The organism is Natrinema sp. SYSU A 869 (genome assembly GCF_019879105.1).
Classification (GTDB): domain Archaea; phylum Halobacteriota; class Halobacteria; order Halobacteriales; family Natrialbaceae; genus Natrinema.
This window is the reverse complement of sequence record NZ_CP082249.1, coordinates 846,863-868,682: the sequence shown is the minus strand read 5'-3', so window position 1 is coordinate 868,682 and position 21,820 is coordinate 846,863. Positions and strand designations below refer to the sequence as shown.

The 21,820-nt window shown below is 63.0% G+C and carries 21 protein-coding genes and 1 tRNA gene; 15 read left to right on the top strand and 7 right to left on the bottom strand.

Going from position 1 to position 21,820, the window contains the following annotated elements; genetic code table 11:
• The first annotated feature begins 120 nt into the window (after window positions 1-120).
• From K6I40_RS12485 to K6I40_RS12475, 3 genes are read left to right on the top strand one after another with little or no spacing between them, the layout of a single operon-like run.
• The gene (locus K6I40_RS12485; RefSeq protein WP_222919350.1) at window positions 121-1,176 is read left to right on the top strand and encodes a metal ABC transporter substrate-binding protein; all 1,056 of its coding nucleotides are present in this window, start codon (window positions 121-123) and stop codon (window positions 1,174-1,176) included.
• On the top strand, window positions 1,173-1,910 hold the full coding sequence (locus tag K6I40_RS12480; RefSeq protein ID WP_222919347.1) for a metal ABC transporter ATP-binding protein: 738 nt from the start codon (window positions 1,173-1,175) through the stop codon (window positions 1,908-1,910). The genes K6I40_RS12485 and K6I40_RS12480 overlap by 4 nt, the downstream gene beginning before the upstream one ends.
• Complete coding sequence (locus K6I40_RS12475) at window positions 1,910-2,926, top strand: metal ABC transporter permease (RefSeq protein WP_222919344.1); 1,017 nt, start codon at window positions 1,910-1,912, stop codon at window positions 2,924-2,926. Before K6I40_RS12480 ends, K6I40_RS12475 begins: the two co-directional genes overlap by 1 nt.
• Before the next feature lie 7 nt (window positions 2,927-2,933).
• Here the strand turns inward: K6I40_RS12475 and K6I40_RS12470 are convergent, their stop codons facing one another.
• Window positions 2,934-3,398, bottom strand: coding sequence for a hypothetical protein (locus K6I40_RS12470; protein WP_255682008.1), 465 nt, complete (start codon window positions 3,396-3,398; stop codon window positions 2,934-2,936).
• A gap of 188 nt (window positions 3,399-3,586) precedes the next feature.
• Between K6I40_RS12470 and K6I40_RS12465 the strand changes: the two genes are divergently transcribed.
• The 3 genes from K6I40_RS12465 (at window position 3,587) to K6I40_RS12455 (ending at window position 7,257) form a co-directional block, all read left to right on the top strand.
• The gene (locus K6I40_RS12465) at window positions 3,587-5,698 is read left to right on the top strand and encodes an acetate--CoA ligase (protein WP_222919342.1); all 2,112 of its coding nucleotides are present in this window, start codon (window positions 3,587-3,589) and stop codon (window positions 5,696-5,698) included.
• On the top strand, window positions 5,695-6,831 hold the full coding sequence (locus K6I40_RS12460; protein ID WP_222919340.1) for a phosphotransacetylase family protein: 1,137 nt from the start codon (window positions 5,695-5,697) through the stop codon (window positions 6,829-6,831). Before K6I40_RS12465 ends, K6I40_RS12460 begins: the two co-directional genes overlap by 4 nt.
• A 132-nt stretch (window positions 6,832-6,963) precedes the next feature.
• A complete protein-coding gene (locus K6I40_RS12455; protein ID WP_222919338.1) occupies window positions 6,964-7,257 on the top strand; it encodes a PRC-barrel domain-containing protein in 294 nt (97 codons plus the stop codon).
• Window positions 7,258-7,265: 8 nt separating this feature from the next.
• Here K6I40_RS12455 and K6I40_RS12450 read toward each other — a convergent pair whose 3' ends face one another.
• Window positions 7,266-8,726 carry a DHH family phosphoesterase gene (locus tag K6I40_RS12450; protein WP_222919336.1) on the bottom strand — a complete coding sequence of 487 codons (1,461 nt, stop codon included), beginning with the start codon at window positions 8,724-8,726 and terminating at the stop codon, window positions 7,266-7,268.
• A gap of 165 nt (window positions 8,727-8,891) precedes the next feature.
• Between K6I40_RS12450 and K6I40_RS12445 the strand changes: the two genes are divergently transcribed.
• Window positions 8,892-8,965 (top strand) — tRNA-Lys (locus K6I40_RS12445).
• A gap of 373 nt (window positions 8,966-9,338) precedes the next feature.
• On the top strand, window positions 9,339-9,689 hold the full coding sequence (locus K6I40_RS12440) for a hypothetical protein (protein WP_222919334.1): 351 nt from the start codon (window positions 9,339-9,341) through the stop codon (window positions 9,687-9,689).
• Window positions 9,690-10,147: 458 nt separating this feature from the next.
• Here K6I40_RS12440 and K6I40_RS12435 read toward each other — a convergent pair whose 3' ends face one another.
• Window positions 10,148-11,647: a hypothetical protein gene (locus K6I40_RS12435; protein WP_255682005.1), complete on the bottom strand. Its 1,500-nt coding sequence runs from the start codon at window positions 11,645-11,647 to the stop codon at window positions 10,148-10,150.
• A 322-nt stretch (window positions 11,648-11,969) separates the two neighbouring features.
• Here K6I40_RS12435 and K6I40_RS12430 point away from each other — a divergent pair, with 322 nt between their 5' ends.
• The 7 genes from K6I40_RS12430 to K6I40_RS12400 all read left to right on the top strand — a co-directional run bounded on the left by K6I40_RS12430 (window position 11,970) and on the right by K6I40_RS12400 (window position 17,482).
• Complete coding sequence (locus tag K6I40_RS12430; protein ID WP_222919332.1) at window positions 11,970-12,644, top strand: MBL fold metallo-hydrolase; 675 nt, start codon at window positions 11,970-11,972, stop codon at window positions 12,642-12,644.
• A gap of 179 nt (window positions 12,645-12,823) precedes the next feature.
• Window positions 12,824-13,147: a hypothetical protein gene (locus tag K6I40_RS12425; protein ID WP_345779433.1), complete on the top strand. Its 324-nt coding sequence runs from the start codon at window positions 12,824-12,826 to the stop codon at window positions 13,145-13,147.
• Between the two features lie 268 nt (window positions 13,148-13,415).
• Window positions 13,416-14,369, top strand: coding sequence for an extracellular solute-binding protein (locus tag K6I40_RS12420; protein ID WP_222919325.1), 954 nt, complete (start codon window positions 13,416-13,418; stop codon window positions 14,367-14,369).
• Entirely contained in the window at window positions 14,366-15,238 is an 873-nt protein-coding gene (locus K6I40_RS12415; RefSeq protein WP_222919323.1) for an ABC transporter permease, read from the top strand. The genes K6I40_RS12420 and K6I40_RS12415 overlap by 4 nt, the downstream gene beginning before the upstream one ends.
• 133 nt (window positions 15,239-15,371) lie before the next feature.
• On the top strand, window positions 15,372-16,040 hold the full coding sequence (locus K6I40_RS12410; RefSeq protein ID WP_222919321.1) for a helix-turn-helix domain-containing protein: 669 nt from the start codon (window positions 15,372-15,374) through the stop codon (window positions 16,038-16,040).
• A gap of 138 nt (window positions 16,041-16,178) precedes the next feature.
• On the top strand, window positions 16,179-16,943 hold the full coding sequence (locus K6I40_RS12405) for an enoyl-CoA hydratase/isomerase family protein (RefSeq protein WP_222919319.1): 765 nt from the start codon (window positions 16,179-16,181) through the stop codon (window positions 16,941-16,943).
• Between the two features lie 98 nt (window positions 16,944-17,041).
• Window positions 17,042-17,482, top strand: a complete 441-nt coding sequence (locus K6I40_RS12400) for a hypothetical protein (protein WP_222919317.1) — start codon at window positions 17,042-17,044, stop codon at window positions 17,480-17,482.
• Between the two features lie 265 nt (window positions 17,483-17,747).
• Here K6I40_RS12400 and K6I40_RS12395 read toward each other — a convergent pair whose 3' ends face one another.
• The 4 genes from K6I40_RS12395 to pyrB all read right to left on the bottom strand — a co-directional run bounded on the left by K6I40_RS12395 (window position 17,748) and on the right by pyrB (window position 21,743).
• Complete coding sequence (locus K6I40_RS12395) at window positions 17,748-18,953, bottom strand: hypothetical protein (RefSeq protein ID WP_255682002.1); 1,206 nt, start codon at window positions 18,951-18,953, stop codon at window positions 17,748-17,750.
• A 268-nt stretch (window positions 18,954-19,221) separates the two neighbouring features.
• Entirely contained in the window at window positions 19,222-20,067 is an 846-nt protein-coding gene (locus K6I40_RS12390; RefSeq protein ID WP_222919315.1) for a hypothetical protein, read from the bottom strand.
• Between the two features lie 250 nt (window positions 20,068-20,317).
• Window positions 20,318-20,806: an aspartate carbamoyltransferase regulatory subunit gene (pyrI, locus tag K6I40_RS12385; RefSeq protein ID WP_222919313.1), complete on the bottom strand. Its 489-nt coding sequence runs from the start codon at window positions 20,804-20,806 to the stop codon at window positions 20,318-20,320.
• Window positions 20,799-21,743, bottom strand: a complete 945-nt coding sequence (pyrB, locus tag K6I40_RS12380; protein WP_222919311.1) for an aspartate carbamoyltransferase — start codon at window positions 21,741-21,743, stop codon at window positions 20,799-20,801. Before pyrB ends, pyrI begins: the two co-directional genes overlap by 8 nt.
• Window positions 21,744-21,820: the final 77 nt, after the last annotated feature.

Sequence of the window (21,820 nt, the reverse complement as noted above, 5' to 3'; positions counted from 1 at the left end):
AATAACTCAGCTCGCTATATGGCCAGTTGTTGTTAACATGGCCGACTACTGAACCTGCCTGTTAATAATATCTCCCACCTGGATAATAACCCTTATACTTCAGTGGGACCAGTCTCGACTATGAATCTGACACGACGCGCGCTGGTGAGGGCGGGTGCCGGCGCGGCCACTGCCGGCACTATCGCCGGGTGTCTTGACGACGTCGGCAGTGCGACCACGGGCCTCGATACCGGCTACGCCGCCTTCTTTACGCTCTGGGACTGGACCGAGCAGGTCAGCGGCGACGCGATCAGCTTCGAGAATCCGGTCGGGACCGGTGAAGCTGGACACGGCTGGTCGCCAAGCGGTGACCTCACTCGAGAGATCGCGGATTCCGGTGCGTTCATCTACTTCGATACGCCCGAGTTCTCGTGGGCGCAGGACATCGCGGCGACGCTCGAGGCCGACTACGACACGGTCACCGTCATCGACGGACTCAGCGGGCTCGACGACCAGCTGCTCGGCTGGGATCACGAGGTCGATGCTGGGGGCCATGAGAACGGAAACGACAGCCACGACGGCGACAGTGAATCTCACGATCACAACGACGAGGATGGCCACGAGGGCGAGCACGACCACGATCCCTCGTCGTTCGACCCGCACGTCTGGCTCGATCCCGTCCTCGCACGGGATATCGTCGATACCATCGCACAGGGGCTCGCCGACGCCGACCCGGACAACGCCGAGACCTACGAGACCAACGCCGACGAGTACACGTCGGAACTCGAGTCGCTCGACCAGCAGTTCGAAGACCTGATCGACGCAGCCGATCGTCAAATCGCCGTCTTCGCCGGCCACGACTCGTTTACCTATCTGCAGGAGCGATACGGGTTCGAGATCCACACGCCCGTAGGCGTCTCTGCGCAGGCCGATCCGAGCCACAGTGATATCGCGGAAACGATCAATTTGGTCGACGAGGAGGGGATCGAGACGATCCTTTACGACCCGTTCAACGCGCCCGACGGATCGTATCAACTGGTCGAAAACATCCTCGATGGCAGCGACGCTACCGACGCGATGCCGTTGACCCACCTCTCGGGCACCCTCGCGAAGTGGAACGAGCAGGGCTGGGGCTACCGTGAACAAATGGAAGAAATAAACGTCCCCGCGTTCAGAGAAGCACTAGGCGCACAGTGACCGTCGTAACTCTCGAGAATGTGACGTTTGCCTACGGCGAGCAGCCGGCCGTCAAGGACGTCTCGCTGACGGTCGAGGAGGGGGACTTTCTAGGCTTGGTCGGTCCCAACGGGTCAGGGAAGACGACCCTCCTACATCTCATGCTCGGCCTGCACAGTCCCGACAGCGGCTCGATCGAACTCTTCGGCGAGCCGGTCTCCGCGTTTGACGACGGCGAACGGATCGGCTACGTCTCCCAGCAGGCGACCAGCCGCGGCGGTTCGATGCCGGTCACCGTCCGCGAGGCCGTCACCATGGGCCGGTTCGCCCACGTGGGCCACGGACGGCTGACCGACGAGGACCGCGCGACCGTCGACGACGCACTCGAGACGGTCGGTATCACCGAACTGGCCGACCGACAGGTCAACCAACTCTCGGGCGGCCAGCGCCAGCGAGCCTACATCGCACGCGCACTGGCCTCCGAGGCAGACCTGCTGGCGTTAGACGAGCCGACCGTCGGCGTCGACGCCGAGTCCCGCGACGCGTTCTACCAGTTGCTCGAGTCGCTCAACGCGTCGGGGATCACGATCATCCTGATCGAACACGATATCGGCGTCGTCACGGACCGTGCGAATCGAATCGCCTGTATCAACACGGAACTCTACCACCACGGTGACACTGAATCGTTCGTCGAAAGCGACGCCTTGACTGAGGCCTACGGCGCGACGGGCCAGGTCGTCCATCACCACCACTGATGAATCAGTCCAGATCCCTCCGACGGCGGCTCGAGCTTGTCGGTATCGGACTGACTGCTATCCTCGCGGTCGCGATGATCTGCCTGCTCGCCGTCGATGCGTTGCGATCCTACCCCATCGCAGACGGCGCATACGACCAGGCCCGGATCGCGGGCTGGTGGCTCGATTACTATCTCGGGACGAACGTCTTCTCCCATCCGTTCATGTGGCGATCGATCGCGACGGGGATTCTGATCGGGGTCGTCGCGCCGCTGGTCGGCACCTATCTCGTCCACCGCGAGATGGCCCTGATCGGCGAGACGCTGGCCCACACGGCCTTCGCCGGGGTCGCGGTTGGCCTCCTCGTGAATTCGATAACGGGCTGGAACGGTTCGTTAATGCTCGTCGCGCTGGTCGTGGGTGTTCTCGGCGCACTCGGCGTTCAGTGGCTGATCGAGCGAACCGACACCTACGGCGACGTGCCGATCGCGATCATGCTGACCGGCAGCTTCGCAGTCGGCACACTCCTCATCAGTTACGACCGGACGACCGGGATCAACGTCCGGGACTATCTCTTCGGTAGCATCTCCGTGGTCACCCCGTCGGGAGCGCGACTGATGGCCGTTATCAGCGTTCTCGTCGTCGTCGTCATCGTTGCAACGTACAAGCAACTGCTCTTCATCACCTTCGACGAGCAGGCCGCCCGCGTCGCGCGGCTCAACGTGACCTGGTACAACACCCTGCTGATCGTGATGACGGCGATCGTCGTCGTCGGCGCGATGCAAATCCTCGGCGTCATTCTTGTCGCCGCGATGCTCGTCGTCCCCGTCGCGGCCGCCACCCAGATCGCCCACAGCTTCCGGGAGACACTCTTGCTCTCGATCCTCTTCGGGCAGGTGTCGGTCATCGGCGGCTTCGCGTTCTCGATCTCGCAGGGGCTGCCCACCGGCGGCTCGATCGTCGTCGTCGCCATCGCCTGTTACCTGCTCGCGATCCTCGCCTCGAGCCGGTCGGCGGCCGCCATTTCGACGCACTAACCGTTCATCATGCACGAGGGTCGGTGCGCACCTCGTCGACGAGCTGGAGGATTGCGCCGAGTCCGGAACAAACGATCCCGATTGGGACGAGAACGAGCCCGATACCGGTCCCGTACGCGACGAAACTGGGAACGAGACCCTCGAACACCCATGCGACCAGCATGGGGATGACCAGCAAGATAACGGAGAGACTACCGGCTACGGCCCCGGTCACGAGTAACCGTCGCGGCCGTTCCGCCGGGACCCAGTGTCGAGTGACGAGGAACAGCAGCCCCGCCTCTATGAGCGCAAGGGTACCGACGAGTATGCACAACATCACGAAGAGGCCGGTGAGGCCGGCTGCGAACCCGCTCCCGGGCGGGTTTTCCGGGATCGTAATGAAGTACAGCACTGCAGTCAATAGACTGATCACGCCCAGCAGTGCAGTCGTCGCAGCGATGGGTCGAGGATGAGGGCGGGACAGACGGGACATCGGTTCGTTTTCAGATGGTCGCATAATAACGGTATCGACCACAGCAGCCAATGGGGCTCGAGCATAGCGCTCTCGGTCTACCGATACCCGCCCGTGAACCGAGGGTCGTCACATGAACGCCGACTCGGTTTTCCCGGCGGCGGAAACATGCCATATCCTTAACAGCCTACTCAGCCAACCCCAGAGCGATGGGACGGTTATCCGCACTCTTCGATCCCGAGACCGTCGCCGTGGTCGGCGCGACCGACCGCGAGGGCGCAGTCGGCCGGGCGATCCTCGAGAACCTGCGGGACGGGTTCGCCGGCGAGGTCGTGCCGATCAACCCCTCGCGCGACGAGGTGCTCGGGCTCGAGTGTTACCAGGACGCGCAGCGAGCGCCGCCGATCGATCTGGCGGTCGTCGTCGTCCCGCCCGATATCGTGCTCGAATCGATCCGCGAACTCGCCGACGCGGGCACCGAAAACGTCGTCATCATCACCGCCGGATTCTCCGAAACAGGCGGTGAGGGTGCCAAGCGCGAACGACGACTGCGCGAGATCGCCGACGAGAACGACCTCAACGTCGTCGGCCCGAACAGCCTCGGGATCATGTCGACACCCGAAGGCATGAACGCCACGTTCGGCCCCGAAGACGCCCTCGAGGGCTCGATCTCCTTCATGAGCCAGTCGGGCGCGTTCATCACTGCCGTCCTCGACTGGGCAAACGAGCAGGGGATCGGCTTTCAGGACGTCGTTTCGCTGGGTAACAAGACGGTCTTAGACGAGACGGACTTCGTCCGCGAGTGGGGCGACAACCCTGATACCGACGTCATCATCGGTTACCTCGAGGATATCGACGACGGGCAGGGATTCATCGAGGCCGCTCGCGAGGTGACGACGGACACCCCGATCGTACTCGTCAAGTCCGGTCGAACGGATGCCGGCGCGCAAGCGGCCTCCTCGCACACCGGTGCGATCGCTGGTAGTGAACAGGCCTACGAAGCGGGCCTCGAGCAGGCCGGCGTGCTCCGCGCCCGCTCGGTCCAGGAACTGTTCGACTACGCGCGGGCGTTGGCGGGACTGCCCCAGCCCGAATCGGACGGCGTCGCCGTCGTCACCAATGCGGGCGGCCCTGGCGTACTCACGACCGACGCGGTCGGCGATTCGACCCTCGAGATGGCCGACTTCACCGACGAGACGATCGACCGACTCGGCGAGGCGATGCCCGACGAGGCCAACATCTACAACCCGATCGACGCGATCGGCGACGCCGACGTCGAGCGCTTCGGCGAGGCCTTGGAGATCGCGCTCGAGGATCCCAATGTCGGCAGCGCGGTCGTCGTCGCCGCGCCGACCGCGGTGCTGTCCTACGACGACCTCGCCGAGACGGTGATCGAGAAGCTCGAGGCCCACGACACGCCGGTCGTCACTTGCCTGATGGGGGGCAAGCGGGCCCGCAACGCCGAAGAGACGCTGCGGGCGTCCGGCATCCCGAACTACTTCGACCCCTCGCGGGCGGTGTCGGGACTCGACGCGCTCGCTCGCTATCGGGATATCAGCGAGCGGACGGTCGAAGAACCCGAGACGTTCGACGTCGACCGCGAGCGCGCTCGTGAGGTGCTCGAGCGGGCCCGACAGCGGAACGACAACCGACTCGGCGTCGAGTCGATGGAACTGCTCGAGGCCTACGGCATCCCGACCCCACAGGGGGAGATCGTCGACGATCCCGACCGCGCTCGCGAGGTCGCCGGGGAGATCGAGGGTAACGTCGTCCTGAAGATCGTCAGCCCCGACATTTCCCACAAGTCGGACATCGGCGGCGTCAAAGTCGGTGTGGCTGACGAGGACGTCTACGATGCCTACGAGGACATCATCTCCCGGGCCCGCAACTACCAGCCCGACGCAACGATCATCGGCGTCCAGGTCCAGGCAATGCTCGACCTCGAGGCCTCGACCGAGACCATCGTCGGGATGAACCGCGACCCGCAGTTCGGCCCGCTGCTGTTGTTCGGGCTCGGCGGCATCTTCGTCGAAATCCTCGAGGACACGTCGGTTCGCGTGGCCCCGATCGGCGAGGAAGAGGCCCGCGAGATGGTCGACGAAATTCAAGCTGCGCCGCTGTTGCGCGGTGCTCGCGGCCGCGAACCCGCGGACGTCGACGGCGTCGTCGAGACGATTCAGCGGCTCTCGCAGCTGGTGGCTGACTTCCCGTCGATCCTCGAACTCGATATCAACCCGCTCGTGGCGGGCCCCGATGGCGTACAGGCGATCGACCTGCGACTCACCGTCGATACGGACGAACTCGACACGGAGGAACAATGACCGACACCGATCCAGAACACGAACCGGCGGACACCGAACCCGAGACCGACACCGACCCCACTGCATCCGGTGGTGACACCGACACGCTGCTCGTCAGCTCGCTTGAGGAGAGCACCGGCAAGACGGCAATCACGTTGGCGCTCGCCCGACTCGCAGCGGCTGAGGGCGACAGCGTCGGCTACATGAAGCCGAAGGGAACCCGGCTGCAGAGCAACGTCGGGAAAACCCTCGATGAGGACCCGCTGCTCGCCCGCGAACTGCTCGAGCTCGAGGCCGAAATGCACGACCTCGAGCCGGTCGTCTACTCGCCCACGTTTATCGAGCAGGCGATCCGCGGCCGCGAGGAGCCCGACGAACTCCGCGAGCGCGTCCAAGAGGCGTTCGAGACGCTCGCCGCCGACCACGACCGGATGTTCGTCGAGGGCGGCGGCCGGTATGATGTCGGCGGGATCGTGGAACTCGCGGACGCCGACATCGCGGAACTGCTCGACGCGCGCGTCCTGCTGGTCGCGCCGTACGAGGTCCCCGCTGACATCGACGACGTTCTCGCCGCCGCCGAGACGTTCGGCGATCGACTGGCTGGCGTCGTCTTCAACAACGTTCCCGACGCGGCCTACGACCAACTCGAGACAGACGTGGTCCCGTTCCTCGAGGGACGTGGGATTTCGGTCCACGGCGTCCTCCCTAGCGAGCGGGAACTCTCGGGCGTGACAGTCGCCGAACTCGCCGACGAACTCGGCGCGTCGATGCTCGTCGAGGACGGTCGAGATAGCTACGTCGAACGCTTTACCGTCGGCGCGATGGGGCCCGATAGCGCCCTGCGACACTTCCGGCGGACGAAAGACGCCGCCGTCATCACCGGCGGCGACCGGGCCGAGATCCACACTGCCGCGCTCGAGGCCCCTGGCATTCGCTGTCTCATCCTCACCGGCGGCCACCGTCCTTCGGGGGCGATCCTCGGCCAAGCCAGTGAGACGGGCGTCCCGATCCTGTTGGTCCAGACGGACACGCTCACCACCGTCGAGCGCGCGGAGGATATCGTCCGCAGCGGGCGCACTCGAGATGCCAAGACCGTCGACCGGATAGAACAGCTGTTGTCCGATCACGCGGCCGTTGACTCGATCTTGGGGTAGGACTCGAGTGTCGATCGGTTGGGAACCGCCCCGGCCCGGGCCCGCGCTCGAGCGAATCGGACGCGTCGTATCCGGTCCGGTGACTATCGCGTCTGACCAAAAGTTAAGAGTCCGCCACGCATGAGGCCAGTTATGGACGACATTCCCCAGGAAATTACGTCTCTCGTCGGCCGCGAGGTGTACTCGAATAACGGCGTCTTCGTCGGCGAAGTCGAGGATCTCCGACTGAACGTCAACGGCGAATCCGTCACTGGACTGGCGTTGGCGAACTTAAACGCCGAACTATTCGCTGAGGAAGCCCGCAGCGGACAGGGCATCATCGTTCCCTACCGGTGGGTTCGCGCCGTCGGCGACGTCATCCTCATCAACGATGTCGTCGAGCGCGTCCGCGATCCCGACGAGGAAGAAGACGAATTGCTCGCGTAGTCCGCGCGTTAGCTCCCGTTCGATCCTTCGCTGCTACCGCCTTCGACGCCCATCGCATCGAACAGCGTCCGCTTGACGGCCTCCTCGGTCAGGTCAAGCAGCGTATCCCGGGTATCCTCCGAGATTTCGATTCCGGTGAAAATGCCCAGCGGAATCTCCGCGCTGGCCTGAGTCGAGTGGCCGGCCGTCTCGCCGATCTCACCGTAGGCGTCGGCCAGAACCTTCCCAATGTTGATGCGGATGTCCTTCGAACGGCCGGCGAGGAAGATCGTCTCGTCGGCGATGCCGAAGACCGCAGTCGTGGTGACGCCCTCGAGATTCAGGAGGTGGCTGGCGGCCTGCGTCAATGCCTCGCGGTCGCGGACGAAGCCAGCGTTGGAGACGAGGTGACTCCCCTGCACATCGCGGTTCGTAATTGCCTCCGCGAGCACGTCTAATGTCTCGGGGGACATCGACGGCGACTCCACCTGCTCTAGCGTGTCGTGGTTCGCAAACGGGTAGAGGTAGGCGGCAGCGGTGAGGTCGGCGGGAGTAGTATCGCGTTTGAAATCCAGCGTCTCCGCGCGGATGCCATAGAGTAAGGCAGTGGCGACCTCCTCGGAGACGTTCATGTCGAATTCCTGAATGTACTTCGTCATGATCGTCGACGTCGAGGACATGTTCGGCCGGATGTCGACGAACTCGGGTTCGAACCCCTCCTCAGTCTCCGTTTCGTGGTGATCGATGACGATGTCGACCGGGAGGTCCATCTCGCCAGAGGTCGCGTGATCAACCAGTGCGACAGTGTCGTAGACGGAGTGGTCCTCGATTTCGTCCCACTGGACGAGGTCGATGCCGAGTAGGTTGACGAACGCCCGGTTCTCTTGGTGGCCGACATCACCCAGATAGATGATGTCAGATTCGATGCCCAGATGGTCGGCAATCGCCTGCAGCGCCGCCGCGCTGGCGATCGAGTCCGGATCGGGGCTGTCCTGGGTGACGATCGCCAGTCGCGTCGACGTCTGTTCGACGATATCGGCGAGTTTCCCGGCGTTGTACTCGAGTTCTCCCGACTCGAGGGCTCGCAGTGCGGATTCTGCGATGACCGAGGAAGGATTGATGACGATATCGGCCCCGACCGCTGAGAGTTCGTCGCCGGAGACGGGATCGCTCGCGCGGGCGACGATAAACTGATCGGCACCGCTCTTGCGGATATGTTCGACGGCGCGCTTGTTCGATTCGACGTCCGAGGCGAGAATGAGGACGACATCGCGGTCGACGACCAAGTCAGCAATTTTGGACTCGCGAATGTCGGCCGTCTGGGCGTCTAAATCCTGATCCCGGAGTGATTCGACGCGGCTCTCGTCGCGGTCGATGATAGAGACGTCCTTGCCCTGCTCAACGAGTTCCTCCGCGACCGCGTACCCCACACTTCCACAGCCCAAGATAGCGTAGTCAGAAATCGACGAAATCGTAACCCCCGTGCTCATATGACCGAGTGGTCGGACCGGTCGCACTTAACGGTCCCGAAGCGTGATACGCTGTGAAACTCTTGACCGGACGACTCGAGGACCGTGAATCACGCGCGTGGATCACTGCCACGCCGCCTGCCAAGGGAAACGTATTTGAACGACCGAGGGAAAGTCGGAGGTACAGGGCCGGTAGCTCAGTCCGGCAGAGCGTCTGACTCTTAATCAGACGGTCGCGTGTTCAAATCGCGCCCGGCCCGCTTTTGCCACGAGCAAATTCGCGAGTGGCAAAACGGTCATCGCGATTTGAATCGCAGGGAGGTCGCGCGCAACGGAGTGAGCACGTCCGACCGTGTGTTCAAATCGCGCCCGGCCCGCTTCTCGCCGCGAACAATATCGTGAGCAGCAGGTCACGGATCCGAAGCGATTTGAAGTAGAGAAGTCGCAGCGCGAGCGAAGCGAGCGACCGTCTTCGCGTAGTTCAAATCGCGTCCGGCCCACTTTCTTACTTCTGGATTGTGAGTCGCACTAATCGGGGGACGGAGTCGTGTCCATCTCAAACGGAGAGAGTCGAGTGTATTCGAGCGATTATGTAGCAGACAAGGGGACGCATCTGAGTATGCAATCGAATTCATGCACTTCGACACTCCTGTGCCAGTCGACGAGCGGGAGGGCGATTTCAACCTGGATTCTGAACTTGAAGGAAAACTCGAGATCACGGATCACTCGCTTAACTTCGCAAATGGACTTCCGTCCTACGGTAGCGATTACTGCAATAAGTCCGCGACAGTAAAAAACGGCTCTGGGGACTATCGTCTCTCTGTGAGAGGGCCGGACGGTGAGTATCAACACAAAACACGTGATCTCAAGCCGGGTGAAACAGGTGAGTTTGCGCTCACAGGGGGCCACTGCTCTGCCAGCGCCACTACGTACGGCTTCAGAATCGAAGCAGCGGAAGTCACTAAAATCGAAGACTCCGACTGATCGGATAACATCCCATTTATAGCTCTACTAAGATAGCCTGTTCTCAGCGGAGACTGTCAACCTCTATAGAAAATCGCGTCCCGTTTTCGGAGCCACGAAGAGCAGGTAATGAGAGAGCCTCAAAGAGAAAAAATCTGTCCAAGAGTAGTATCGATCTCGAGGGGGAGCGCGTCAACAGGTCGATCGGAGTCGGTTGATATCGTCGAGAACAGCGCTCTGTCGTCGATGAATCTGCTTGCACGCAGTCGACAGTGAACGAGTTCAACGATCGCGACGAAGAGCAGTTCGAGTGGGAGACGAGAGCGCAGACGGTAACGACGAACTCGAGCGACTGTCGGAGCGCACAGAGAGAGCGGACAGCGACAGATATTCGGACGGAACGGTCACCATTCGCCCGCACGAGAGTTAACACAATGTAGTGGGCAATACTAGAAAGCAATAGATAGCGCGACGACGCGTTACCGATCGTCTCGAACGCCGTCAGGGAACTCGTTGTTCGTGAGTGAGACAGAGCCGGAGTCGTTGATAATGCGCAGGGAGTACCCGTCTCCCTCGGACCGTGCGTAACTGTTCTCGACCTGAACGTCGTTCGCGCCGTTGACGACGATCGGCGTGTGGGTCGTCTCGAACTCGCTGTCGGTGATGCGGTAATCCGTCCCTCGTAGCTCGAGGCCGCGGCGTTTGTCGGATCCGAACTGCTCGACTGAAAGCCGGTCGAACCGACACCCGTTCCGCTCGCACAAGATCGCGTGGCGCATCGTCGATCCGTCCGCGTCACCGGTGATTCGAACATCCCGCAGGTCGACCGCTCCGGCGTCCTGCCCGCGGATCTGAACTGCGTTGGCGCTTCCATCGATCTCGATGTCGACGTCTTCGATCGATGTCGGTCCCGCCTCGGGATCGATCCGAATTCCGTTGTTCGAACCGTCGGCGACGGAGATCTCCGAGTTCGTAATCGAGGTGGTGTCGACGTTGTTCATGATCCTGATCGCATCGCCGTTCGGACGCGGCACGTCGACAGTGATGTTCTTGAGGTCGAACTGGTCCCCACCATCGAGTCGGATCGCGTGCTGTCCGCTCGAGTCGTGCGGGTCCTCGTCGACGACGACGGTCGCGTCCCTGATCTCGCCCGTCGTTCCGCTGAGGCGAATCGAGGCGGTACCGCTGTTCTGGAACCAGCCGCCGTTGACGCCGATCCGGCCAGTTTCGTTCGAGGCGTACAGCCCGTTGTCCGGAAAGCCGCCGAGCATACAGTCGTCAAAAACGATCGTACCGCGGTGGGCCGGGTTGACGACGATGCCGGTCGGCCCGCGCCACATGTTCTCCACGTTCGGCGTCTCGTCGGCGTGGAGGCCGCCGTCGGACGCACAGAAGCGCTCGACGACACCGCGCCCGTCAGGGTCGGTGATGTTGAACAGCCCCGGCCCCCACGTTCCGCTGTCGTGGACGCCGTGGACGAAGACGCGCTTCACGACGAGGCCATCTTCGACCTGAGCGCTCAGGACGCGAATCCCCGTCTCCGACGCCGTCTGATCGACGCTGAATCCCTCGAAGCGGAGGTCTCGTCCAGGATTGTCGCTGGTCCCCATCCGGAAGAGGCGATACTGCGGCCCGTCGAACTCGTGGTAGTTCGCCGGAATCAGCGTCGCATCCTCGCCGACGAACCCGACGTTCTCGAATCCGGTGAGCCGGAGCTGTTCGTCCATGTAGTACCGCCCCTCAGGGAATTTGAGAAGCGTGTCGTCGTCGACGTGCTCACGCAATACGGGCGTGACGGACTCGTTGCCCTCGTTGTCCGCCCCGGCCTCGACCACGTTGACGACGGTCTCGTATCCGTCTTCGTGTTCGTCTGCTGATGCCACACCGGCGATCGAGAGCGTCGTCCCAAGCCCGACGACACACCCTTTCAGATACGATCGCCGACCGAACTGCAGATCTCGTGAATCGTTCGAAGTCACATTCGCTGATGGACAGGGGATGTTCTTACGTATATTCGATGTAATTCCGTTCGAGATAGTACCGGTATCTTAACTGTCTCGAAATCATCCCGAACCCGGGTGAAGTGATGTATAGAACGGTTGCATCTGCATGGAACGTTAAATCGGGAGACAGTATCCGCTCCAGGCCGCGAGAACGACCGACAGGGAGGGAATCAAGGACGTTGCCGGAGCAGCGGTGGCCCACGCGGCGATCGCTCCCTCGAGCGGTGGCCGTCGATGGGTATCGGGGCACGGAATGAACCGACCTATAAGACGACCCACGACGTACGTCCGAGCGATCATGGCCCCCAATACCGTCGATTACGAGGGACTGAGATTCGATCGAATCGGGCACGCGAGCGTCCGTCTCGAGACCGACGACGGCCTCGTCGTCTACGTCGATCCGTGGGGCGAGGTGCTCAAGAGTGAACCGACCGACGGCGACGTCGTATTCGTCACGCACGACGATATGGACCACTACGATCCAGCGGCGATAGAGGCCGTCGCGGGGCCGGACGCGACTGTCGCAGCCTACGAGGCGATCGACACCGGCGACCTCGCGTTCGATGCGATTGACCTGCCCCACAAGGGCGAGGCGACCGTCGCGGGAATCGACGTTCGGACGATACCCGCCTACAACGACCCCGACGGGGACCATCTCGATGAGGACGGGGAGCCGTTCCACGCCGAGGGCGAGGTGATCGGCCTCCTGCTGACACTCGAGGGGACGACAGTCTATTTCCCGTCGGACACGGACTTCCTCCCACATCACGAGTCGATCACCGCGGACGTCTTCGTCCCGCCGATCGGCGGCCACTTCACGATGGATCGACGCGAGGCCGCAGCGTTCGCCCGGAACGTCGATCCCGAACTAGTCCTGCCCGAGCACTACGACACGTTCGACCCGATTGAGACCGATGCCGAGGCGTTCGCCAACGACCTCGAGAACGACGGAATTCGCGTCGAACTGTTCTGACTCCGCCGAGCCGTTTTTCGTGCCGCCCGATCGAGCCTCGAGATTGTCACCTCGGCCGTCGTCGATTCACCGGGCTCGAGGTCGACACGGAGGTCAGGCTGGCCGACGGCGGGTCGGTCGCGGTCCACACCGACTTCGTCCGCCAGAAGGCGAACATCCTGGAAAACTATGCTCTGGAGATGGTCGAGTACATCACGACGATCCCGGCCGATGCGCTCCGGACGACCGCCCGGGAGTTCGCGGCGGCCGACAAGGGGCAGTGGTTCACCGGCGAGGGGATCAATCACTGGTTCCACTCCAACGACTCGCTCCAGCGGACGATTTTCTTCGTCCAGTCGATGCTCGGCAACATCGGCGAGCGAGGGGCGGGCTACTACAACTACTCCGGCCAGTACAAAATCGAGCTGCTGGACGGCTCCCCCTCCTACGTCAACCCCGACGGGAACTCGGCTTACGGGATGTATCCCGGCTACGTGTTCGCGTTCTTCGGGGTGAGCAGCTAGACGCCTCACGAGATCCGCGGGGACTTCGATCGCGAACTCGACCTCGTCGAAACGATCCGCTCGCTCAAGGGGCTCGAGCGACCGACCGATGACCAGTCGACCGACGACTCGGAACCGGACGCCTGAATCGATTAAATAGCCGGTAAAGACGATATCTGTGCGTCGGTTGTACACGACGGCGACCGCCGAATGTAACCACTTTCGGTTGTTTTCCTACAATATTGGAACCGAAACCAGTTGTATTTATGCCGGCGATCCAACGGGACGTATGCACAGTCGCGACGGCTGTACCGGATTTGCCTCGAGGAGCCGTCGAGACATCCTCGCCGCGGCGGGCGGGCTCACGGCGGGGTTGGTCGGGACCGCGGGCTGTCTCGGCAGTACCGCCGGCGTTCGTGTGCTCGCCGCAGGCAGTCTGGCTGTCGCTCTTGAGAACGGTATCGGACCGGCGTTCGAGTCCGAGACGGGGCTGCAGTACGCGGGCGAGTACTACGGGACCAACGCCGTGTTGCGGCTGGTCGAGGACGGAACGAAGTATCCGGACGTCGTGATCGGTGCCGACGCCGAACTCCTGCGTGACCGATTCTATCCCAACCACGCCGACTGGGACGCCGAGTTCGCGGCCAACGAGGTCGTGATCGCCTACGCGCCCGAGACGGATCTCGGTGCGCGGCTCGCGGCCGGCGAGCCGTGGTATGAGGTCTTCGCAGACGCCGACGAGGATACGATTGCGATCAGCGACCCGGACCTCGATCCACTGGGCTACCGGGCACTCCTCCTCTTCGAACTCGCCGAGCGCGAGCATGGTCTCGATGGCTTTCGGGACGCGATGGCCGACCGAGTCGCAACGGTCCCCGACGAACCCCAACTGCTTGCCGGCCTCGAGAACAGCGACCGGGCCTGTGCGGTCGCCTATAGCAACATGGCGGCCGAACGCGACGTCGGTGTCCAGCGGCTGGACGACGCGTACAACTTCGGTGATCCCGCGTCCGCCGACCGGTACGCGCGGGCGAGCTATACTACTGACAGCGGTCACACGGTCGAGGGAACACCCGTCGTCTACAACGCAACGGTTCGAACCGACGCGGACGCCCCGGACGCGGGCCGGTCGTTCGTCTCCTTTCTATTCGAGAACGACGCGCTGCTCGCCGATCACGGGCTTCGCGTCGGCGATTCGCTGCCCCGATTTCACGGGGAGCCACCGGAGGCGATCAAGCCGTGAGTCGCACCCGGAGCCGGGGCGGTGAGTCGGAGCGGGACGTGGACGCGTCCGGGGCCGATACGGATACCGCTCGGTTCGACGCGGGCCGCGAGTGGCTCTCGAGCGGACTCGCTGTGCCGGCACTGCTCGGTGCGGTGTTGTTCGCCTCCTTCGTCGTCCCGTTCGCGGTCTTTCTGGTCCGAATGCGAGACGTCGACGTCGTCGCCGGACTCGCGAACCCGACGGTTCGGGACGCGATCGGGACCTCGCTGGTGACGGCCCCGATCTCGACGGCCATTGCGACCGTCTTCGGCGTGCCGCTGGCATACGTCCTCTCGCGGGCCTCGTTTCGCGGCAAGCGGCTGGTCGAAGCGCTCGTCTTGCTCCCGCTCGTCGTCCCGCCGATCGTCGGCGGCGTGATGTTACTGACCGTCGTGGGTCGATACACGCCGATCGGCGCGGCCGCCGCCGCGCTCGGAATGCCACTGACGGACAGCCGCGCCGGGGTCGTCCTCGCCCAGACGTTCGTCGCCGCACCGTTTCTCGTCGTCACCGCCCGTGCGGGCTTCGACGGCGTCGATCCCCGCCTCGAGGAGGCTGCGCGGACGATGGGGTACGGCCGAATCCGGACAGTGCGACTGGTCTCGCTGCCGCTCGCCCGCAACGCCATCGCCGCGGGGATCGTGCTGACGTTCGTCCGGGCGATCGGCGAGTTCGGCGCGACGATGATGGTCGCGTACACGCCGCGGACTATGCCGACCCAGATCCGCGTCTCGTTCATCGCCCGCGGGATCGACGCCATCGTACCGATCGCGCTCGCCCTGCTCGCCGTCGCCGTGATCGTCGTCGTCGCCGTCCAGTTGCTCGTCGGAACCCCCCGTCGCCGCTGAACTGCCGCGTCTGCAATGCTGTCGGGATTTTACCTTTCGAACTGGTCAGAATCCCTGTAATTCAATCTAACCGCTTCTAAGTGGTTTGGAAGTGGGGTTATGGACATCGTCGTTCTATCCACAGCTGAGACTTATGACATCCATCGCAGACATCGAGATTCCGGCCGACGGAACCGGCACTGGCGAGCTGTTCGAGGCTGTCCCCTCGCTGACGTGTGAAATGGAGCGGGTGATCGCCTCGAGCGGTCACGGACTCTGGCTGTCGGGACCCTCCCAACCGGAGATCGAATCGGCCATCGATGGGGCCTCGGCGATCGGCAACTACTCCCAGATCAGCAGCGACGAGGACCGCTGGCTCTACGACATCGAGTTCGAGCCCGATACCGTCGACCCGTTCGAGATCATCCTCGAGGAGAACGGGACGGTACTGAGCGCTTCGGCCTCCAACGGTACGTGGCTGCTCAGCATCCGCGTCGTCGACCGCGAGAGCGTCAGTTCACTGTACGACCGGCTCGACGACAACGACGTGACGCCGACGATCGTTCGACTCTTCGACCTCGCCGAAGAGACCCACTCCCAGTGTGGCCTGACGACTCGCCAGTATGAGACGCTGGTCGCGGCGATCGATCACGGCTACTTCGAGATCCCCCGCGAAGTCTCAATGCAAGAGCTCTCCGAGGAGCTAGGCATCTCCCATCAGGCGCTCTCCGAGCGTCTGCGCCGAGCCTACCGCGCGCTCGTCACATCCGAACTCAACGTGACCGAAGAGGACACCGCCGCCCCGCCAATGCCGACCAATTGAGGGAGTCGAGCACCCAGCGACCAGTTGACGGCCTGACTCGATGTTTTTCGTTGACCACTCGACCGCTGCAGAGTGACACTGCAGCCGAAGACGAGACGACCTCGAAGAGTTAATAGCCGGGCGTGCGACGCGTGCGGCATGGAGATCGACAGCGACGACGGTGTTCTCCGGTTGACCTTCGATCGGCCGGACGCGCTCAACGCGATCACGATGGAAACGGCCGACGAACTGGCCGACGCAATCGAAGCCGCCACCCCCGAGGAGGACGACGTGATCGTCCTCACCGGCGAGGGAGCGGCCTTCAGCGCCGGCGGCGACCTCGAGTCACTGGCCGAGACTCCCGAATCATCTCAAGCGGCCTACGAGGAAGTCACCGAGACCTTCGGCCGCGTCGTCGAGGCGATGCTCGAGTGTCCCGTCCCGATCGTTGCGAAGGTCAACGGTGACGCCATCGGCGCGGGCCTCTCGCTCGTCGCGCTTGCCGATATCGCCTACGCTGCCGCCGACGCGACGTTTTCCTGTGCGTTCGTCAGGGTCGGGCTGATCCCCGACACCGGCGGTACCGTCATGCTCCCCCACATCGTCGGGCTGCGGGCCGCGAAACAACTCGCTTTCACCGGCGAGTTCTTTGACGCCGAGCGAGCGGCCGCCCTCGAGCTGGTCAACGAGGCGGTTCCCGCCGAGGAACTCGACGACCGTGTCGCCGAGACCGTTGAGCGACTCGCCGACGGCCCCACGGCCACGATCGGGATGATGAAGCAGGCTATGCATGAGAACCTGAGCCGTCCCTGGGACGAGGCGCTGGACTACGAGAACCTGCTTCAGGCACAGGCCCGTACGTCCGACGCCCACAAGGAGGGTGTTGCCGCCTTCCTCGAGGACCGGGACCCGGCGTTCGAGTAGGTCCGCGCACTCGCTCTCGATCCGTCACTCGATCGGACAGTTCGCAAGCACCCGCAAGCACCACGACCTTGCACGAATCGACCCTCAATTAGAGTGCAATGTCCCCACAGTTTACCGACGACGACGTCGGCAAGCGCGTCGTCAACGCCAACGGTGACGAGGTCGGGATGGTCGCCGACGTCGAACACGGCACAGCCCACGTTGAACCGGACCCCGGAATCACGGACTCGATCAAAGCGACGCTCGGCTGGAGCGATAGCGGCGAGAGCACCTACCCGCTCCAGGAGGAGGCAGTCAGTCGTGTGACAGACGACGAGATCCACCTCGAAAACGACCTCTCCGGTCGCAATACGGGAGCAACCGGTGGTGGTTCAGGCGCGGGTAGCGATACCGGAATGACCGACACCGGGGCCGGAACCGGAACCGAGAACCGCGGGATCGACCGGGATGAAAACGATATCAGCGGTCGGGACGACGAGAGCGTGATCCGCGACGATGACGACGATCAACTCATCGGTGACGACGACAACGCTCGGTAATCCAGGTTCTTCGACCCCCTCAAGCCGACGGCGCGACCGCGATTCCGATTCCGTTTTTGTTTCGGCGACACTGGCTCCGAGTTCGAGCCGCAGTAATCGCTGGCAGCACGCTCCTCGAGTGGCGACTCGAGAGAAAAGCGCATGGACCGTAGTTACTCCTGGTTCGATCCCTGTTCCTCGTTGTCACGACTTGCCTCGGTCGACCGCTGGGGTTGCTCCGACGTCATGTCCGTCTCCTCCATCACCTGCCGCTCGGGGGACCGATTCATTTCATCGCGGTCCTGATCGCGGCCAGTGTCCGCTTCCGACTCCTGATCGTGTCGGCCGCGCGTGGTCGACTGTTCGCCGCGTCGTTGTTGTCCCCGCTCTCCTCCCTCGCGACGGTCGGTGTCGATCCGTTGTGAGTACTGGTCTCGCAAGCGGCCCTGTTCGGTCCGTCCCGGGGATGACTGCTGGCGCTGCGTCGGCTGCTCGTACTCCCTCCCGCGCCGAGTCTGGTCACTGCTTCGGGGCTGACTGCCGTGCTGTCCAGGGCCCTGTTGTGCCCCAGTTCGTGGCTGTGACCCCTGTGATTGGGACTGTCGTCCCCTTGGCGTCCCTGCTCGAACTGGCCCTGACCAGATGCCGGCCCTCCTTCGAATCCCCGCTGTGATCGGCCGGGGCCGCCCCCCTGTGCCTGGCCACCAAACTGCTCGGACTCGGTTCCACTCGAGTGGCCGGGCGCAGCCGTCATCGGCTCTTGCCGGGAGCCGGATGCAGCGGTCGATTCGCCACCGTACTCCTGTGGCGTGACCCACTCGCCGGTCTGTGGATACTGTTGGGACTGCGAGCGCCCGCTCGAGCCCTGCTGCCCGCCCATCTGGGCCTGTGTCTGCATTTGTGGCTGTCTGTCCATCCCCTGTTGTGCCCGCATCCCCCCACCAGTCTGTTGGTGACCGGTTCGCTGGCCGGTCATCCCCTGTTGGCTCATTCCTTGCTGACTGTGCATCGGGCTGCCCATCCGCTGACTACCGGCTTGTTGGCCGCCCATCTGCTGGCTGTCCATCCGGCCGCTCGTCCCGCGCTGGCCCATCCCCTGCTGGCTCATCCCCTGCTCGGTCATCCGACCCTGACCAGTCATCTGATTTCCCATCTGCTCCATCTGCGCCATCTGGGGTTGCGCGGCGGCCTGCATCCCTCGTTCCATCACCTGTTCCATCTCCGGCATGATGGCTTCCATTCCCTGCAGATAGCTCTGCATCATCGACTCCGTGAACTGCGGGCCCGGCACGCTCTCGAGCATCGATTTCGTCATCTCGAGACCCTGTTGCTGGGCGGTTTCCTGCCATTTGAGCGCACTCAGTGTCATCCGAGCCACGTTCCGCTGGAGATCGATCAGCTGTTCCATGGTCTGCTGGCTCTGATTCATCGTGGACTCCGCCATCTGCTCCGTGTTCATCTCGGTGGACTGCTGGGTCTGTTGTTCTCTCATAGTCATCACCTGAGGATCTGCGGACGCGTCGATCCTCGGTCACGACTGCAGGCAACCGAGACGCAAATAAAGGCCGTCGTCGGTTCCAGTCGGTCGCGTGGCCCAATCACACATAAATGATGCCCCTCCCGCTCGGTCTCCGGCACGGCAATACCACTGCGTCGTGCCAGGGTAATTCGGGATAATATCGTTATACGGGTTCGTAAGCGGTACTTGCGAACGGCAGAAGCGACTGTTGGAACGAAATCCGGCGGTGGCGTCGCCCCCGTCAGGTCTCCGAATCGCTACCGGGTTCGCCATGTGTCACGCCCTCGCGCTCGTCAGCCTGCATCCGGCGCAGCGCCGCGCGACCCTTGCTCGCCTCGTAGCCGAAGAAGACACCCTCGGCGTACTCCTCGGCGACCTCGACCGCATGGATCAGATTGTCGACATCAATATTTACCGCGTATAACTCGATATTAAACGGCGTCTCGAGCGCGCTCTCGAACCCCTTCGCGATCGTCTCGAGCCAGTAGGTCGTGCCGTAGGCCGTATCGTACAGCGGGACGACGAACTCGTCGACGTATTCCGTGATTGCCTCGATATCGATACCGGCGCGCTCGGAGAGATGTCCAGGGTAGGGATCGGGATAGAGCGTCATGTAGACCGTCCCGGGAATTCGGTCTGCGGCCGCTTCGACGAATTCGGTGATGACGCTCGCACGCCACGCCATGCGGTCGTCATACTCGCTCGCTTCGAACTTCTGTTCGCAGACGCCACAGCGGCAGTACTCCGCTCGAGGAAAGCCAATATCGTCGAGACGGACGTCCTCGTTCTCGGCGACGCAATCGTCGATGATCTCGAGTAGCCCCTCCCGGTAGTCCTCTCGAGAGGGACAGATATAGGCCCAGTCGAAGTACGGTTGTTTTCGGTCGGCCGGTCGACCCATATCGTCGACGGGAATCAGCGACGGGTCTGCGTCGGCGGCGGCGTTGTCGCCGAAACAGGAGACCATGTTCACCCCGTCTGCGATCGGTTCGGCGGACCGACCGGTCACGTCCTTGACTTCGTAGAACCCGCGGTCGAACTCCGGCCACCGTACTTCTTCGGCGTTCCGGGTGACGACGCCGTACATAACTCAGTGTACGCCGCCGTCCCCGTAAGCCGTTCGGAATCGGGCGCTATTCTTCGGTCGGTTCGTAGTCGACCTCGACGTCCGACGAGCCGCTAAACGCGACCTTGTAGAGGACGGCGATGGCGAACAGGGCGAGCGCAATCTTGACGGTACGTGACATGTACGTCCGAAGAATCGGCCGGCAATTACTTAGGTATTCTGGATAGTAATCTCAGCGAGAAAACCGAGCCGCGCAGCACCGACTCGTGGCTCAGGTGTCGATCAGCTCCGCGATTTCCTCGCGAATGATCGTCTCGCAGTACGAACACCGAACGCCGTCCTCGAGCACAGAAAACCGAGAGGTAACTGGTTCATCACCGGTCGTGATACAGCCAGCGTTGGGACAGGAGAGCACGCCCTCGACGACGTCGGGGCTTTCGACGCGGTGTTTCTCGACGACATCGTAGTCGCGGACGATGTTGATCGTCGCGTCGGGCGCGATCAGCGAGAGGACGTCGACCTCGTCCTGGCTCAGCTCTCGGCCCTCGACCTTGACGATGTCCTTGCGCGCGAGCCGATCGGAGGGGACGTTCATCCCGACGGACACCTCTTCGCCCTCGGTGCCGTCGATGCCCAGAATCGCGAGGACGTTCAACGCCTGCCCGCCGTGGACATGATCGATGACGGTGCCGTCGCGGATCTTACTCACCCGCAATTCGTGGTCATCGTTGCCGTCGTGGTGATCGTGATCGTTACTCATCGCTTCCACCTTCGATGGACTTGTCGTCGCTCAACAGGAGATCGAGCAGCGCCATCCGGACCGGGACGCCGTTGTGCGCCTGTTCGAAGTAGGCCGCGTGGTCGGTCTCGTCGATTTCGGGCGCGATCTCGTCGACGCGGGGTAGCGGGTGCATCACCGTCAAGTCGTCGCTTGCGGCCTCGAGCGTCTCGGCGTCGATCTGGTACTCGCCGGCGACTTTCTGGTACTCGTTCTCGTCGGGGAACCGCTCGCGCTGGATCCGCGTGACGTAGAGGACGTCCAGCGAGGGCAGCACCTCCTCGAGCGCGTCGTGTTCCTTGATCCCCGCGCCGTCCTGTTGCTGATGGAGATCGTAGACGACCTCGCGAGGTAGCTGGAGGCTTTCCGGGCTGATGAAGTGCTGTTGGGTATCGAAGTTCGTCAGCGCGTAGGCCAGCGAGTGGACGGTCCGACCGTACTTCAGGTCGCCCATGATGCCGATGGTCAGATCGTCCAGTCCGGCGTTCTCCCGGATCGTGTAGAGATCGAGCATCGTCTGGGTGGGGTGGTGGCCCGCGCCGTCCCCCGCGTTCAACAGCGGAACGTCGACGAACTCACTTGCCATCGTCGCCGCGCCCTGTTTGGGGTGGCGCAGGACGAGCGCGTCGGCGTACCCTTCGATGACCTGGACGGTGTCGGCGAGCGTCTCTCCCTTCTTCACGCTCGAGGATTCGACCGAGCCCATGTCGACGATGCCGCCGCCGAGTCGCTTCATCGCGGTCTCGAAGCTCATCTTCGTCCGCGTGCTCGGTTCGAAAAAGAGCAACCCGAGTAGGGTACCGGCGTGGCGGTCGGCGAGGGCCGACGGATCGGCGTCAACCTCGGCCGCGTAGTCGAGGACGGTCTCGATGTCTCCTCGAGAGAGTTGTTTGCTCGTGATGAGGTGATCGTGGCGCATTCGTTCGTGTAGGCTGTGGCGTGCCCCTTGAATCTCTCCATTCGATACGAGTGAGGACGGTCGTCGAGCGTGACTCG

Excerpts from the sequence above, each read along its gene's own strand:
- K6I40_RS12485 (WP_222919350.1), top strand. The coding sequence starts at position 121 with ATGAATCTGACACGACGCGCGCTGGTGAGGGCGGGTGCCGGCGCGGCC.
- K6I40_RS12475 (WP_222919344.1), top strand. The coding sequence starts at position 1,910 with ATGAATCAGTCCAGATCCCTCCGACGGCGGCTCGAGCTTGTCGGTATC.
- K6I40_RS12470 (WP_255682008.1), bottom strand. The coding sequence starts at position 3,398 with ATGTCCCGTCTGTCCCGCCCTCATCCTCGACCCATCGCTGCGACGACT.
- K6I40_RS12465 (WP_222919342.1), top strand. The coding sequence starts at position 3,587 with ATGGGACGGTTATCCGCACTCTTCGATCCCGAGACCGTCGCCGTGGTC.
- K6I40_RS12460 (WP_222919340.1), top strand. The coding sequence starts at position 5,695 with ATGACCGACACCGATCCAGAACACGAACCGGCGGACACCGAACCCGAG.
- K6I40_RS12455 (WP_222919338.1), top strand. The coding sequence starts at position 6,964 with ATGGACGACATTCCCCAGGAAATTACGTCTCTCGTCGGCCGCGAGGTG.
- K6I40_RS12450 (WP_222919336.1), bottom strand. The coding sequence starts at position 8,726 with ATGAGCACGGGGGTTACGATTTCGTCGATTTCTGACTACGCTATCTTG.
- K6I40_RS12440 (WP_222919334.1), top strand. The coding sequence starts at position 9,339 with ATGCACTTCGACACTCCTGTGCCAGTCGACGAGCGGGAGGGCGATTTC.
- K6I40_RS12430 (WP_222919332.1), top strand. The coding sequence starts at position 11,970 with ATGGCCCCCAATACCGTCGATTACGAGGGACTGAGATTCGATCGAATC.
- K6I40_RS12425 (WP_345779433.1), top strand. The coding sequence starts at position 12,824 with ATGGTCGAGTACATCACGACGATCCCGGCCGATGCGCTCCGGACGACC.
- K6I40_RS12420 (WP_222919325.1), top strand. The coding sequence starts at position 13,416 with ATGCACAGTCGCGACGGCTGTACCGGATTTGCCTCGAGGAGCCGTCGA.
- K6I40_RS12410 (WP_222919321.1), top strand. The coding sequence starts at position 15,372 with ATGACATCCATCGCAGACATCGAGATTCCGGCCGACGGAACCGGCACT.
- K6I40_RS12405 (WP_222919319.1), top strand. The coding sequence starts at position 16,179 with ATGGAGATCGACAGCGACGACGGTGTTCTCCGGTTGACCTTCGATCGG.
- K6I40_RS12400 (WP_222919317.1), top strand. The coding sequence starts at position 17,042 with ATGTCCCCACAGTTTACCGACGACGACGTCGGCAAGCGCGTCGTCAAC.
- K6I40_RS12395 (WP_255682002.1), bottom strand. The coding sequence starts at position 18,953 with ATGAGAGAACAACAGACCCAGCAGTCCACCGAGATGAACACGGAGCAG.
- K6I40_RS12390 (WP_222919315.1), bottom strand. The coding sequence starts at position 20,067 with ATGTACGGCGTCGTCACCCGGAACGCCGAAGAAGTACGGTGGCCGGAG.
- pyrI (WP_222919313.1), bottom strand. The coding sequence starts at position 20,806 with ATGAGTAACGATCACGATCACCACGACGGCAACGATGACCACGAATTG.
- pyrB (WP_222919311.1), bottom strand. The coding sequence starts at position 21,743 with ATGCGCCACGATCACCTCATCACGAGCAAACAACTCTCTCGAGGAGAC.